We start from the raw sequence: 13,934 nt of genomic DNA, 5'->3' as shown, positions 1-13,934 counted from the left end.
CTAATGCTATAAGCCATATAAAGGCTTGTGGTTGGATTATCTATCACGAAAAATTGGAGTTGTTATGGCACTCGTTCCTCCACATGGTCTTCTAGGTGGTGGTTTAATACTACTTCTAGATTTTATGGGCAAAATGGATAGAGAAGGACGTGTTCATGACTGAATCAAGACTCACACATCTCAAACAGCTTGAAGCGGAAAGCATTCATATCATCCGTGAAGTTGCTGCAGAATTCGAAAACCCAGTCATGCTTTACTCAATTGGTAAAGACTCGGCTGTTATGCTTCATCTTGCGTTAAAAGCATTTTATCCAGCTAAACTTCCATTCCCATTATTACATGTAGATACGGGTTGGAAATTTAAAGACATGATCGCGTTTCGCGATAACATGGCAAAAACTCATGGTTTTGACTTAATTGTTCATCAGAACAAAGAAGGCCGTGAAGCTGGGATCAACCCATTTGATCATGGTAGTTCAAAATATACCGATATTATGAAAACCCAAGCTTTAAAACAGGCTTTGGATAAATATCAATTTGATGCTGCTTTTGGTGGTGCACGTCGTGATGAAGAAAAATCACGTGCAAAAGAGCGTGTATATTCATTCCGTGATAGTAAACACCGTTGGGACCCGAAAAACCAACGCCCTGAACTTTGGAATCTTTACAACGGTAAAGTGAACAAAGGTGAAAGTATTCGTGTATTCCCTTTATCTAACTGGACTGAGTTAGATATCTGGCAATATATCTATTTAGAAAATATTCAAATCGTTCCTCTTTATTTCTCTGCTGTTCGTCCAGTAGTAGAGCGTAGTGGTACGTTAATCATGGTTGATGATGAGCGTATGCGTCTAAAAGAGGGTGAAGTTCCACAGATGAAGTCTGTACGTTTCCGTACACTTGGCTGTTACCCGTTAACTGGTGCAGTTGAGTCTGAAGCAGATACGTTACCTGAAATTATCCAAGAGATGCTTTTAGCCACGAGTTCTGAGCGTCAAGGTCGTATGATTGACCATGATGAAGCGGGCTCAATGGAAAAGAAAAAGCAAGAAGGTTATTTCTAAGACAATTTCTAAATTTGTGGAGTTTGAGCAATGTCTCATCAATCAGAATTAATCAGTCAAGATATCTTGGCCTATTTAAAGCAACATGAACAAAAAGACCTTCTACGCTTTTTGACTTGCGGTAACGTAGATGATGGTAAAAGTACGCTTATTGGACGTTTACTTTACGATTCAAAATTGATTTATGAAGATCAATTGCAAGCAGTAACGCGTGACAGTAAAAAAGTAGGAACTACGGGTGATGCACCAGACTTGGCATTACTGGTAGATGGTTTGCAAGCGGAACGTGAACAAGGTATTACCATTGACGTAGCTTACCGTTATTTCTCAACAGAAAAGCGTAAATTTATTATTGCAGATACCCCAGGGCATGAGCAGTATACACGCAACATGGCAACAGGTGCGTCAACTGCGGACTTGGCAATCATCTTGATTGATGCGCGTTATGGTGTACAAACTCAAACTCGTCGCCATACGTTTATTGCAAGTTTGCTTGGTATTAAAAATATCGTTGTTGCAATCAATAAGATGGACTTGGTTGAATATTCACCTGAACGTTTCACTGAAATTCAGATTGAATATGATGCTTTCGTAAGCCAATTAGGTGATCGTCGTCCAGCCAATATTCAGTTTGTACCAATCTCTGCCTTAAATGGCGATAATGTTGTGAATCCGTCAGCTCATACGCCGTGGTACAAGGGTCAAACCTTAATGAGCATTCTTGAGTCGGTGGAAATTAGTCGTGAATCGAATAAACACGAATTCCGTTTCCCTGTTCAGTATGTAAATCGTCCAAACCTTGATTTTCGTGGTTTTGCGGGTACCGTTGCTTTAGGTGAAATCAATGTTGGTGATGAGATTGTTGCACTGCCATCAGGTAAGCGTTCAACAGTTAAAGAAATCGTTACTTTTGATGGAAACCTTGAGCAGGCTGTAGCAGGTCAAGCGGTTACATTGACCCTGAATGATGAAATTGATATTAGCCGTGGTAACGTTTTGGTACGTGCTGGCGAGCAGCCGTTAATTTCACGTAGTGTTCGTGCTTCAGTGGTGTGGATGAATGAACATCCGCTCGTGAAAGGTAAGTTATACAACGTTAAGATTGGTACCCAGACTGTTCCTGCTAAAGTCACTAATATCCATTACCGTGTGAATGTGAATACACTTGAACATACTCATGTGGAAGAGCTTGAGTTAAATGCAATTGCAGATGTTGTAGTTGAGTTCGACGCGCCAGTTGTGTTTGATCAATATCAAGATTCTCGTTATACAGGTTCATTCATCTTCATTGACCGCTTAAGCAACGTAACTGTTGGTGCAGGTATGGTTGAGGCTGCTGTTGAATGGACTGCACATAGCAATCCTGTAACAGCTGAAGATCGTGCTGCACGTTTGGGCCAAAAGCCAGCAGTGATTGGGATTTCTGCACAGTTAATCGAGAAAGCTCAAGTTTTAGAAAGCTTGCTGATTCAGCAAGGTGTAGTTGCGATTGCAAAAGCCAACTTAACTGCTGAGCAAATTACTTTATTGCGTGAGACAGGTGTTGTAGTTATTACTACGGCTGTGGATGGTACAGATACAGAAGTTACTGCTGAAACCGTTGAAGAGGCAGCTGAAAAAGTTGTGGAATTAGTTCGTCTTTAATAGACTGAATTGATTTTGAAAAAACCCGCGTAAGCGGGTTTTTTTATTGGGTTTAGAAAATACTTTGAGTTTTTAAAGTTAAATATTCTCTTAAATCTTTAGGATAGCTCTGAATCATTTTTAAAAATATATCTTGATCGCCTTGATATAAGGCACGTGTTGCTTCTTCGTAATTTGGCATATTGCCCAACATGGCAGACATAAAACGGTCGATGGCTTGTTTAGCGAGCATAATATTACCTTCAGAATTTGGGTTATTTAACTCTTTATCAATTAACTTACGAATTACTGCTGATGCACTCGCACTTTGTTGATCTAACCAATCCCAATGTTTTTTCTGTAAAGTGATTTCACGAGAAATTACTCCGAGTTTAGGTCGCCCAACTTTTTTAATTTCTTCCGGTTCAGCATAACGTTGTTGAATTTCCTGTTCCGAACCAGAAAGATCAAGATCAATTTGTTGACCTGTTTGATCATTAAAAATCAGAATATTTTCCGTTGTTTTAGGCAGAGTTTTTAGTTTTTTTGCAAGTTCAATAAGGGAGCCACTCGCAATAAGCGTACTTCCAGTGAAGGCAGTATAGGTGATTTTAGTATTCATTTTAGCCATATATTTTTATCTGGGTAAAATAATATTATCAGGGTAAAATTGTTTTGGCAAATAATTAAAATTATAACCAAAGAATTATTTGATTTTATGAGTGTAGTCTATGAAGTTAGGACTATAAAAATAGTCAAGATAATGGGCTATTTAAAATTTTACTCTGCTTTAGTATCGCTTTTATGAGAGAATACGCCTTTAGTTGTATGTATAGAGACTCCTATGTTTGAGCAATCTCCTGAATCTTTAAGCGATATCGAAATTTTAGACATTTTACAGTCAATGAAAAAAGATAAGCTAGATACGGAAGCAAATGAGATCATCCGTAACGGGGGGAAAGCGGGACGTCAGGAAGCACATAAACAGGCTTTAGTGGCACTAAATACAAATTTTGAAGAAAAGTTTGTAGAGGCAGTTACTCTTGCACTAGGTTTAAATGCAGCTCAAGCTAAAAAAATTCGCTATAAAAAAGATCGAATTCGTATTTTGAAAGCGCGTGGTATTGATTATTTAGCTATTGATGGTGCAGAAACAGCGCAAGTTTTGGCACAAATTTCACAAGCAATTGTTCGAGAAGACGCAATAGTTACTCATGACTTACATGACATCTTTCCATTTTGGAAAGAAGGTTGGCCAATGGTGCAATTTGATAATGCCTATAAAATTTTAGAAGAAGATATTAGCTTGCACTTTCATGCGTTCTTAGACGCCATGATTGAGTATATAAATAAATAAAAATAAAAAGCCCCGTTTGGGGCTTTTTATTTATAGGGGAATAATTAAAGTGTACTAAAGAGCGGGAAAACGCCAATCACTAATGCAGTGCCCATCAAAACCATACATGTTATAAATGCCCACTTAAATGTGAACTTTTGATGATCTGCAAAGTCAACTTTAGCAAGACCGCATAACAAGTAAGTTGAAGGAACAAGAGGTGATAGCAAGTGTACTGGCTGGCCTACAATTGATGCACGAGCAATAGCTTCTGGGCTAATACCGTAATGTGAAGCCGCTTCAGCAAGAATTGGTAAAACACCATAGAAGAATGCATCATTTGACATAAAGAATGTTAAAGGCATACTGACTAAAGCGGTAATCGGTGCAAGATATGGGCCCATGCTTGGAGGAATCATTGCGACGAATTCTTTAGACATCGCCTCAACCATACCTGTACCAGATAAAATCCCTGTGAAAATACCTGCAGCGAAAATTAAACCTACAACAGCTAAAATACTATCTGCATGCATTGCGATACGCTTTTTCTGCATATCAACATCAGGATAGTTAATCAGCATTGCAATACAGAACGCTAGCATGAATAGCACTGACATTGGCAAAATGCCTTTGATTAATGCAATCATGAGAATAATAGTAAGTACCATATTTACTTTGCGTAAATGTGGACGTGTCGCTTCAGGGTCTTTTGACACGGTAATATTGTCACCATGATGACTTTCAAGCTCAATCACGCCTAAACGTTTTTGCTCATAACGACCATATAAATATGCCAAGAAGAATAACCAGCCAATACTAATGATCATTGGAAGGATCATTGGTACGAAAATATGGCTTGGATCAACTTGTAACGCACTTGCAGCACGAGCAGTAGGGCCACCCCATGGCGTTAGGTTCATTACACCACTACATAACAGCATAAGCGCAGTCATGATGAGTGTGTTCATTCCTAGACGTTGATAAAGTGGCAACATTGCAGCCACACAGATCATATAAGTGGTTGAGCCATCACCATCTAAAGAAACGAGAGTGGTTAAAAAGACAGTTCCTAGAGTAATTTTTAAAGGATCGCCTTTAACTTTTTTCAAAATCCATTTAACCGGTGGATCGAAAAGACCTGCATCGATCATTAAGGCAAAATACAAAATTGCGAATAAAAGCATTACGCCAGTTGGCGCTAATTTTTTGATGCCATCCAGCATCATCTCACTGAGACCTTTAAGTTCAATGTGACTTAAACTTTCAAAGTAATGACCTAGGCCCCAAGCAATGAGAGAAAAAATAAACGGGATGAGAATTAAAGCAATAATAGGGCTTAAACGTTTGGACATGATTAAGTACATGAAGCACAAAATCATGCCAACACCAAGTAATGTCAGCATACAATCAATCCTTTGCCTATAGTTTTACTGAACAAGTTTATTCAAAACTCTGACCTTGGTTATTCTTATTAATTTTTATTAAAAAGACAAATAATATATTTAGTTTATTTGGTTAATATATATTCGTTTGGATGGGTATATTTAGATGAAATACTGAACATATATATTAAGGTTATAATGGTTTTATAATAAATGAATGCTATTATAAAATAATATAAAGGTATTATAAAAATAAAAATTATATGGCATTTTTTTTAATTATATATATTTTGATGAGTGAAATGAGAAGAAGAAGCATTTAGGAGCTTACTTTGAGCTAAGCTACATAAGTTTGTTTGCAATTTAAATGGGGCTTGATCACTTTATAGGCAGTTAAGAGATATAGATTATTTTATTAATTTTCAGTATTTAAGCTTTAATAGAGTTGTTAAATAAAATAATAATACTTTTAGATTAAAAGAGCAAATTGAATAAATGAATCTAAAATAATTATTACATATATTTAAAAAAGTTATTTAGTTTTAAAAAAAATACCCCAGCTAAATTGTGGGGCATTTAAATTAATAACGATTAGTTTTCATCAATTGATGAGTGTGTTTCGGTTTGTTCTAAAATTCGAGTTACAAGAAGTTGGTCAATTTTAAAATGGTCGACATCGACAACTTCAAATTTATATCCACCAAATTCCACAAAATCTGCTGGACGTGGAATTTTGCGTAAACGGTACATCATGAAACCTGCAAGCGTCTCATAGTTTTCTTCATCAGGCATTTCATCAATTTCAAGAGCATGTCTTAGGTCATCAATTGGTGTGCTGCCATCAATTAACCATGAGTTATTATCACGTTTAATGATTTGCTGTTCTTCTTCAATAGGAGTAACCCAATCACCCATAACTGTAATCATAATATCGCTTAATGTAATCACTCCGACAACGAGTGCATATTCATTGATAACGACAGCAAATTTTTCTTTTGTAGAACGAAAACGGTCAAGTAGTTCAGAGAGTGTGAGAGTGTCGGGAATCATGAGTACAGTACGAATGGTAGACTCATTTAATTGAGTTGGTGATTGATTATTTAAAATGCGTACTAAGAAATCTTTAGCATCAACATAACCAATAACCTGATCAATATTTTCATTACACACTAAAAATTTTGAGTAAGGATATTCTGCTAATTTTTGACGAATACTATCTTCATGTTCGTTTAAGGTGAAATAAACGACGTTCTCGCGTGTCGTCATGCTTGAAGGTACGGTACGTTCTTCTAGTTCAAAAACATTCTCAATAAAGTGGTGTTCTTGTTTTTGAAGTACGCCAGCTTGAGCACCTGCATCCATGACCGCTGAGATATCATCAAAAGTAATGTTATCTTCGCGTGTTGTATTGACTTTAAATAAGCGAAATAACAGATTCGCAATAGCATTAATTCCCCAAGCTAAGGGTTTACACACCTTAATAAAAACTTGAATCGGGTTAATAACGCTAATTGCAATTTTTTCAGGTGCAATCATTGCCAAGCGCTTTGGCATAAGATCGGCAAATAAAATAAATAGAGAAGTTACTAAAGTGAAGGAAAGGGCAAAACCGATAGTTTGTGTCCATGGACCTTCATAAAAGCGGTCAACTAAAGTGACAAAAAAAGGACGAAAAGCAGCTTCACCCAAAATACCGCCTAAAATTGCAACTGCATTTAGGCCAATTTGAGAAGCTGCAAAAAAATCGGCAGATTGTTCTTGTAGATCAAGTACTTGTTGGGCACGTTCTTCGCCAGCTTCGGCTAAAATTTTTAACTTTACTTTTCTGGCGCCAGCCAATGCAATTTCAGTTAAAGATAAAAAGCCTGCTGCGATGATGAGCAGTACGATGATAATGATATTTTGAAAGAGACTCACAAATCACCCGAGGTTCATCATTATTATGACTATGTTTTAACACAAAAAAGCGCTGAGGTAATCAGATTGATTGCTCAGCGCTTGAAGATAATGTCTAAAATCGACAATTAAATTAAAATTTATTTAATAGTGAGAAAATTGTGAATTGTTGGTTAGAAATTCACGATTTTCTTCTTCAATCATTTGACGAGCAACAAATAAAATAAGTTGGCGCAACCAGCGATGAGCTGGATGATGATGTAATAACGGGCACCAAGCCATTTTAAGTTCAAATTCTGGAATATAAAAAGGAGGATCCTTTATAACCAGTTTTGGATTTTGAGTTTGTAAGCGTGCCATTCGAGTTGGAAGGGTGGCAATCAGGTCAACATTTTGAGCAAGTAATGCTGGCATTTGGTAGTGACGAGTAAATACAGAAATTTTACGACGTTGACCAATACGTTCTAATGCCTGATCGATCCAGCCTAAACCGCCTTGTTTGTCTGGATTTACACCAAAACCTACGCCCATACCCGTTTTAGAAACCCAGATATGTTGCGCATCTAGATAACTTTTGAGATTCAAATGGGTTACAGCAGGGTGTTTGTCATTAAGAATACAGCTGAAACTATCACGCCAAACTAACACTTGGTGGAAACTTTGCGGTATTTCATTAAATCTATTAATCGCAAGATCAACTTTACCTTGTTCCATGTCTCTATAAGACACATCACTTGGTGTAAGAAAGTCGAGTACAACATTTGGAGCTTCAGAGCGTAGAGCTTTGACAAGACGAGGGACTAAAGTTGCCTCGGCATAGTCAGATGTCATAATGCGGAAAACGCGATTACTTGTATAAGGGCGGAATTCGGTACGGGGTTCCAAAATCATGGAGAGATCAGAAAGGGCATCTCGAATACGAGGTTGTAATTCAAGTGCACGTTCTGTCGGGGTCATCCCTTCGGAGGAACGGATAAGAAGCGGATCATTAAATAAATTACGTAAGCGACGTAAAATATTACTCATTGCAGGCTGAGTTACTCCAAGCTGTTCGGCTGCGCGCGTAACATTTTTTTCACGAAGAAGTACATCAAGATATATTAATAGATTAAGATCTACTCGCTCCAGATTCATAAAAAAAATACCGAAAATAAAACCCTGAAATTGTTTCAAATTATGCCATATTTAATAATCATTGTGTGAAAAAATGATGAGAAAAGCGACATTTTTTGTAGGAATTAAGTATGGTGGAAAGGCGTTTCAAAGGCACGATTTTACTGTCTTTGCTCAGTTTTGAATGAAAGAAATCTAAATAGAATATATTTATGAATAACTTCTCAATTTCTAGCATATGAATTGACTTTTTGCATTGGCAAAAATAGCCTAATTTACAATTGACTTTTAGATTTAAAAATGAGTGGAAAATCTCCAAAAATTGTATAAAAATAAGACTTAGGGAGTTTTTAGAATAAAACTCTATACTCCTTTAGGATAATTTTATTTTTATAAACAAAGTGTTAAGTTTTTTGGTTTTATCTATAATATCGATTTATTGGTATATTTTTTAAATAAATACTGAAGATTAACAAAGGATATTGGATTAATTGATTGGCTAAGTCTAAGCTGTGTTCATGAGGAAGCAGCTGGTGTCATAAGAAATTTAAGTAACGTGACTCTAGGCTTCAATCGATGAAATCCTAAAATGAATACAGGACAATATCATGACTACATATCAAACAGCGATTGATGCAGTACGTCAATTAAAAGCAAAATTCGGCAATACTTGGGCAGACATTAGCCCAGAAGATGCTGCTCGTATGCAACTTCAAAACCGTTTCAAAACTGGTTTAGATATTGCTAAGTATACAGCTGCGATTATGCGTCGTGATATGGCTGAATACGATGCTGACTCAAGCAAATACACTCAATCATTAGGTTGCTGGCATGGTTTCATCGCACAACAAAAAATGATTGCGAACAAAAAATATTTCGGTACTACAAGCAAACGTTATATCTACCTTTCTGGTTGGATGGTTGCTGCTCTTCGCTCTGAATTTGGTCCACTTCCTGACCAATCTATGCACGAGAAAACTTCTGTTCCTGCATTGATCGAAGAAATCTATACTTTCTTACGTCAAGCTGACGCAAAAGAATTAAACGATTTATTCCGTGCGCTTAAAAAAGCACAAGAAGCTGGTGATACTGCTAAAGCAGCTGAAATCACAGCTCAAATCGACAACTTTGAAACACACGTTGTCCCAATTATTGCGGACATCGATGCTGGTTTCGGTAACGAAGAAGCAACTTACCTACTTGCTAAGAAAATGATCGAAGCTGGTGCTTGTGCGCTTCAAATCGAAAACCAAGTTTCTGATGCTAAACAATGTGGTCACCAAGCTGGTAAAGTAACTGTTCCACACGAAGACTTCATCGCTAAGATCCATGCATTACGTTATGCATTCTTAGAAATGGGTCTTGAAGAAGGTATCATTGTTGCGCGTACTGACTCTGAAGGCGCTGACTTGACTCAAAAAATCCCAGTGGTTAAAGAGCCAGGTGACATCGCTTCTCAATACATCAGCTACTTAGATACTCAAGAAATTGACATTGCTGATGCTCAAGAAGATGAAATCTTAATCAAGCGTGATGGTAAATTACACCGTCCTAAGCGTTTACCTTCTGGCTTATATCAGTTCCGTGCTGACACTCAAATTGACCGTGTTGTACTTGACTGTGTGTCTAGCTTACAAAATGGTGCTGACCTTCTTTGGATCGAAACTGCGACTCCAAACGTAGAAGAAATCGCACACATGGTTAACCGTGTTAAAGAAGTTGTTCCAAATGCTAAGCTTGTTTATAACAACAGTCCATCATTCAACTGGACTTTAAACTTCCGTCAACAAGCTTACGACCGTTGGGTTGCTGAAGGTAAAGACGTTTCTGCATATGACCGCGCTAAATTAATGAGTGCTGAATATGACAACACTGAATTAGCTGCTGATGCTGATGACAAGATCCGTACTTTCCAAGCAGATGCTTCTCGTGAAGCGGGTGTATTCCATCACTTGATCACACTTCCGACTTACCACACTGCTGCTCTTTCTACTCATGAGCTTGCACAAGGTTACTTCGGTTCTGAAGGTATGTTGGCTTATGTTGCTGGCGTACAACGTAAAGAAATCCGCGGTGGTATCGCTTGTGTTAAACACCAAGCAATGGCGGGTTCTGACATCGGTGATGATCACAAAGAAATCTTCTCTGGTGACAATGCTCTTAAAGCACATGACGATGCTAAAAACACAATGAACCAATTCGCAGCTCACTAAGAATTGATTCATAAAAAAACCCGCTCAAATGAGCGGGTTTTTTTAATTATTAAAAATTATTTTTTCAAAACATAGTGTTCGGCTAAAGAGCCTTCAACTTTTTTACCTTCCATATCTAAAGCAGTTGCAGTATTTTCACCAATAAAGAATTTACGGTTTTGGCCTTTATCATCTAAGGTAATGACTGAAGTATTATCTTTGTCGAAAGTAAAGGTACCATGGGTTTCAAATGGGTTTGTATCACCTTTACCAAGATAAGTTTCGGTCAGCTCGTAGGTTTTATCATCTTTAAGTTCTAATTCAGTTTTAATACCTTCACAGTCCGCACATGGGAGAGTGCCTTTATATGTGCCGTCCCAATCGAGTGAGTTTTCAGCTGTGTGTGCGGTATCTACAGCATTATTATTTGCTTCAGTGGTTTGCGCTGGAGCAGATGCTTGAGTTGTCGTCTCGGCTTTATTTTCATTTTTGCTACAAGCGGCAAGAAGGATACTTAAGAGTGCTACTGATAATAATGTTTTTTTCATGATGATCTAAACCTCGGAAAATAAATAAAAAACAAGTAAACAGGCTATGAAATATAAGAGCCTAATAAAAGTTTAAGTATGTAATTTAATTTTAACAAAAGGTAAAGTGAGTGAAATTTAATCAAAAAGAAAGATATAAAATTAAAAAAAGTATCCACTAAAAAATTAAGTGAATACCTTTATATATTAAGGTTGAGAAGAAACCCCACCTAAAGAATCACAAGCTGATTTATAAAGTTGATATTGTTGCTTTAAAACTTCATCGAGCGGCATGTCGAATAACTCTTCACCATTCTTGTAACTTTCTACATATGAAGTCGCCTTTTCTTTGCTTACCGCTAAAGACTGCTGGTAGTAAGAATTGATTGAGCTTGTTGCAATCTGACTTGTCTCAACATTTTTACATTCAAAATTATGGAGAATTTTTTCTGCACGTTTGACCTCACTAGATTGGCCAAAAATACACCCAGTTAAAAAGACAAGTGGCGTTAACACGAAAAAAAGTTTCATGGAGAGCAAGTATGGAAGCAACGGTGGGCGCTATTGTATAAATAATTCCATGAGTTACTGTGGTTTTATGTTAGACATTGATTGTTTTTTAACTCATTAAAATCAAAAAATTGTATCTAATTTTATCATTTTGCTTATTTTTATATTTGGTGCGTATTTTGCTTATAACTTTAAGCACTTATTTTGAACATATGAACCAGAATGAATCAGGTACAAACGTTTTCAAAAAACTCTTTAGCACCATTTTGGTATGCGCGATTAGAGCTCGGATTTTGTTTTGAAAATTCGCGCACCATAATGAGTCATAGAAAGCACCATGGCCCTGTAAGGGTGCAAAAAATGCTCTGGCCTGAAAAAACACGCGTATGTCATGCGATTATTGTACATCCTCCAGCAGGAATCGCAGGAGGAGATCATCTTACTTTTCAAATTGAAACCAAAGATCAAGCTCATGCGGTTGTAACGACTCCTGGTGCGGGAAAGTGGTATAAAACCAATGGGAAGCAGGCCTTTCAGCATATTCATCTTCATGTCCGAGATCGGTCTATTTTGGAGTGGGTTCCACAAGAAACGATGCTGTTTGATGGAGCTCTAGCACACTCAGAAACTCATATTCATCTTGATCTTGCTGCCAGTTTTATTGGCTGGGATATGTTGGTACTCGGGCGGCAGGCACGCGCTGAACGTTTTGTGCAGGGAAGTTATCACAACCAGTTTAAGTTGTGGCGAGAACAAAAATTATTGGTTGCAGATACATTGTTTTTTGAGGGTGAAGACCGTTGGCTTAGTTCGTGTTTAGGTATGAATAATCAAGCAGTAATGGGAAGTTTTTGGGCCGTAGCACCTGAGAAATATCGGTCATCATTTTATTTAGAACAACAGCTCGAACTCATTCGCGAATTGATGATGCGTATGCAAGCACCTGTAACTTTAACATTATTAGATGATGTAGTTTGTGCGCGTTTCTTGGGAAATGATGTCCGACATTGCCATGATGCATTTGCGGCAATAAGAGCAAGATTAAGACGTTATTGGTTTGAATTAGATGAAGAATTTCCGAGAATTTGGAGAACCTAAGTTACGTTAAATTGCGTATTTAAAAAACGATTAAAACAAGTATGCTGCTTTTGAGCACGTATTTTGCTTAAAGAAAGTTAGATGCTATTTAGGAAAGAGATATGGAACTCAATCCAACAGAAAAAGATAAATTACTTATTTTTACCGCAGGGCTGGTCGCTGAGCGCCGTAAAGCTCGTGGCTTAAAGCTAAATTATCCGGAAGCTATCGCTTTTATTTCTGCTGCTTTGCTTGAAGGGGCGAGGGATGGTATGACGGTGAGTGACTTGATGCATTACGGAACAACTTTATTAAAGCGCGAAGATGTGATGGATGGTGTGCCAGAAATGATTGCTGAGGTTCAGGTCGAAGCAACTTTTCCTGATGGCTCGAAGTTAGTCACTGTTCATCAGCCAATCATATAAAAGGAGCGTTTATGATCCCTGGTCAAATCATTACTCCAGATACAGACATTGAGCTGAATGTTGGACGACAAACTTTAAAAGTTGTAGTTGCTAATATTGGCGATCGGCCTATTCAGGTGGGTTCACATTTTCATTTTTATGAAGCAAATGATGCACTACAGTTTGACCGTGAAACAGCGAAAGGCTTTCGGTTAAATATTGCAGCAGGCACGGCAATACGTTTTGAACCGGGACAAAGTCGGGAAGTGGAGCTTGTTGCTTTAGCGGGTAAGCGAGAAGTATATGGTTTTGCTGGTCGAGTCATGGGGCGTTTGGATGAAAATGTTGATTAGAAAAGCAATGAAAGATGACACAGATACTATCGTTGCCATAATCGCTCTATATGTAGATCAAGTGATTGCAAATGAAGAAGGGCGCTCACGCTTTAAACCAGAAGTCATACAAACAATTTTTGATCGAGAAGATATTCATTATTTTGTTGGAGAGATTGATCAACAGATCGTGGGTATAGTCGCTTATATGGAACCCTCACATTTAATGCATTTTTTTATTAAAAAAATGCATTTGAAACTAGGTCTAGGGCGACAGCTTTGGGATTTCATAGAAGAAAAAATTAAAAATGAAAATATAGACGTTGAGAAAATTACGGTAAATTCAAGTTTTTATGCTCAAGATGTCTATGAAAAATTTGGTTTTATTGTAAGTGGTGATGCTGCTGAAAAATGGGGAATCCGGTTTATCCCGATGACAAAATATTATGCTTTGCCATCAGAAAAATAAGGAACTAAT

General features: G+C 37.4%; 15 protein-coding genes. 9 read left to right on the top strand and 6 right to left on the bottom strand.

Going from position 1 to position 13,934, the window contains the following annotated elements; all coding sequences use genetic code 11:
- Window positions 1-31 precede the first annotated feature (31 nt).
- From H7R46_RS13155 to cysN, 3 genes are read left to right on the top strand one after another with little or no spacing between them, the layout of a single operon-like run.
- Window positions 32-163, top strand: coding sequence for a hypothetical protein (locus H7R46_RS13155; RefSeq protein WP_002117520.1), 132 nt, complete (start codon window positions 32-34; stop codon window positions 161-163).
- Complete coding sequence (gene cysD / locus H7R46_RS13150) at window positions 156-1,064, top strand: sulfate adenylyltransferase subunit CysD (RefSeq protein WP_000140408.1); 909 nt, start codon at window positions 156-158, stop codon at window positions 1,062-1,064. Before H7R46_RS13155 ends, cysD begins: the two co-directional genes overlap by 8 nt.
- A gap of 30 nt (window positions 1,065-1,094) precedes the next feature.
- Window positions 1,095-2,708, top strand: a complete 1,614-nt coding sequence (gene cysN, locus H7R46_RS13145; RefSeq protein WP_005070603.1) for a sulfate adenylyltransferase subunit CysN — start codon at window positions 1,095-1,097, stop codon at window positions 2,706-2,708.
- A 52-nt stretch (window positions 2,709-2,760) separates the two neighbouring features.
- Here the strand turns inward: cysN and H7R46_RS13140 are convergent, their stop codons facing one another.
- Window positions 2,761-3,318, bottom strand: coding sequence for a DUF2239 family protein (locus H7R46_RS13140; protein ID WP_005070602.1), 558 nt, complete (start codon window positions 3,316-3,318; stop codon window positions 2,761-2,763).
- Window positions 3,319-3,531: 213 nt separating this feature from the next.
- On the opposite strand from H7R46_RS13140, the gene H7R46_RS13135 reads away from it, so the two are divergent.
- Complete coding sequence (locus H7R46_RS13135) at window positions 3,532-4,044, top strand: hypothetical protein (RefSeq protein ID WP_002117749.1); 513 nt, start codon at window positions 3,532-3,534, stop codon at window positions 4,042-4,044.
- 44 nt (window positions 4,045-4,088) lie between these two features.
- On the opposite strand, the gene H7R46_RS13130 is transcribed toward H7R46_RS13135, so the two are convergent.
- The 3 genes from H7R46_RS13130 to H7R46_RS13120 form a co-directional block, all read right to left on the bottom strand.
- Window positions 4,089-5,426 carry a CitMHS family transporter gene (locus H7R46_RS13130; RefSeq protein WP_002117607.1) on the bottom strand — a complete coding sequence of 446 codons (1,338 nt, stop codon included), beginning with the start codon at window positions 5,424-5,426 and terminating at the stop codon, window positions 4,089-4,091.
- 570 nt (window positions 5,427-5,996) lie between these two features.
- Complete coding sequence (locus tag H7R46_RS13125; protein ID WP_002117726.1) at window positions 5,997-7,322, bottom strand: hemolysin family protein; 1,326 nt, start codon at window positions 7,320-7,322, stop codon at window positions 5,997-5,999.
- A gap of 123 nt (window positions 7,323-7,445) precedes the next feature.
- Window positions 7,446-8,435: a LysR family transcriptional regulator gene (locus H7R46_RS13120; protein WP_004703082.1), complete on the bottom strand. Its 990-nt coding sequence runs from the start codon at window positions 8,433-8,435 to the stop codon at window positions 7,446-7,448.
- A gap of 587 nt (window positions 8,436-9,022) precedes the next feature.
- Between H7R46_RS13120 and H7R46_RS13115 the strand changes: the two genes are divergently transcribed.
- Window positions 9,023-10,627 carry an isocitrate lyase gene (locus tag H7R46_RS13115; RefSeq protein ID WP_002117581.1) on the top strand — a complete coding sequence of 535 codons (1,605 nt, stop codon included), beginning with the start codon at window positions 9,023-9,025 and terminating at the stop codon, window positions 10,625-10,627.
- 56 nt (window positions 10,628-10,683) lie between these two features.
- Here the strand turns inward: H7R46_RS13115 and H7R46_RS13110 are convergent, their stop codons facing one another.
- Window positions 10,684-11,154: a copper resistance protein NlpE gene (locus H7R46_RS13110; RefSeq protein WP_005070596.1), complete on the bottom strand. Its 471-nt coding sequence runs from the start codon at window positions 11,152-11,154 to the stop codon at window positions 10,684-10,686.
- Between the two features lie 186 nt (window positions 11,155-11,340).
- Complete coding sequence (locus H7R46_RS13105) at window positions 11,341-11,664, bottom strand: hypothetical protein (RefSeq protein ID WP_005070594.1); 324 nt, start codon at window positions 11,662-11,664, stop codon at window positions 11,341-11,343.
- A 201-nt stretch (window positions 11,665-11,865) separates the two neighbouring features.
- Here H7R46_RS13105 and H7R46_RS13100 point away from each other — a divergent pair, with 201 nt between their 5' ends.
- From H7R46_RS13100 to H7R46_RS13085, 4 genes are all read left to right on the top strand, one after another.
- Entirely contained in the window at window positions 11,866-12,741 is an 876-nt protein-coding gene (locus H7R46_RS13100) for an urease accessory protein UreD (protein WP_025469851.1), read from the top strand.
- Between the two features lie 101 nt (window positions 12,742-12,842).
- On the top strand, window positions 12,843-13,145 hold the full coding sequence (ureA, locus tag H7R46_RS13095; protein ID WP_005070589.1) for an urease subunit gamma: 303 nt from the start codon (window positions 12,843-12,845) through the stop codon (window positions 13,143-13,145).
- An 11-nt stretch (window positions 13,146-13,156) separates the two neighbouring features.
- The gene (locus H7R46_RS13090) at window positions 13,157-13,477 is read left to right on the top strand and encodes an urease subunit beta (RefSeq protein ID WP_005070586.1); all 321 of its coding nucleotides are present in this window, start codon (window positions 13,157-13,159) and stop codon (window positions 13,475-13,477) included.
- Entirely contained in the window at window positions 13,467-13,925 is a 459-nt protein-coding gene (locus H7R46_RS13085; RefSeq protein WP_182924261.1) for a GNAT family N-acetyltransferase, read from the top strand. The genes H7R46_RS13090 and H7R46_RS13085 overlap by 11 nt, the downstream gene beginning before the upstream one ends.
- Window positions 13,926-13,934 lie beyond the last annotated feature (9 nt).

The sequence above is a fragment of the Acinetobacter sp. BEC1-S18-ESBL-01 genome (genome assembly GCF_014169935.1).
Taxonomy (GTDB): domain Bacteria; phylum Pseudomonadota; class Gammaproteobacteria; order Pseudomonadales; family Moraxellaceae; genus Acinetobacter; species Acinetobacter pittii.
Note: the sequence above shows the minus strand (reverse complement) of the source record. Positions and strands in the feature narration are given on the sequence as shown.

Coding starts and splice junctions, on each gene's coding strand:
- H7R46_RS13085 (WP_182924261.1), top strand. CDS start 13,467: ATGTTGATTAGAAAAGCAATGAAAGATGACACAGATACTATCGTTGCC.
- H7R46_RS13135 (WP_002117749.1), top strand. CDS start 3,532: ATGTTTGAGCAATCTCCTGAATCTTTAAGCGATATCGAAATTTTAGAC.
- ureA (WP_005070589.1), top strand. CDS start 12,843: ATGGAACTCAATCCAACAGAAAAAGATAAATTACTTATTTTTACCGCA.
- H7R46_RS13130 (WP_002117607.1), bottom strand. CDS start 5,426: ATGCTGACATTACTTGGTGTTGGCATGATTTTGTGCTTCATGTACTTA.
- H7R46_RS13120 (WP_004703082.1), bottom strand. CDS start 8,435: ATGAATCTGGAGCGAGTAGATCTTAATCTATTAATATATCTTGATGTA.
- H7R46_RS13110 (WP_005070596.1), bottom strand. CDS start 11,154: ATGAAAAAAACATTATTATCAGTAGCACTCTTAAGTATCCTTCTTGCC.
- cysN (WP_005070603.1), top strand. CDS start 1,095: ATGTCTCATCAATCAGAATTAATCAGTCAAGATATCTTGGCCTATTTA.
- H7R46_RS13105 (WP_005070594.1), bottom strand. CDS start 11,664: ATGAAACTTTTTTTCGTGTTAACGCCACTTGTCTTTTTAACTGGGTGT.
- H7R46_RS13140 (WP_005070602.1), bottom strand. CDS start 3,318: ATGGCTAAAATGAATACTAAAATCACCTATACTGCCTTCACTGGAAGT.
- H7R46_RS13090 (WP_005070586.1), top strand. CDS start 13,157: ATGATCCCTGGTCAAATCATTACTCCAGATACAGACATTGAGCTGAAT.
- cysD (WP_000140408.1), top strand. CDS start 156: ATGACTGAATCAAGACTCACACATCTCAAACAGCTTGAAGCGGAAAGC.
- H7R46_RS13115 (WP_002117581.1), top strand. CDS start 9,023: ATGACTACATATCAAACAGCGATTGATGCAGTACGTCAATTAAAAGCA.
- H7R46_RS13100 (WP_025469851.1), top strand. CDS start 11,866: ATGAATCAGGTACAAACGTTTTCAAAAAACTCTTTAGCACCATTTTGG.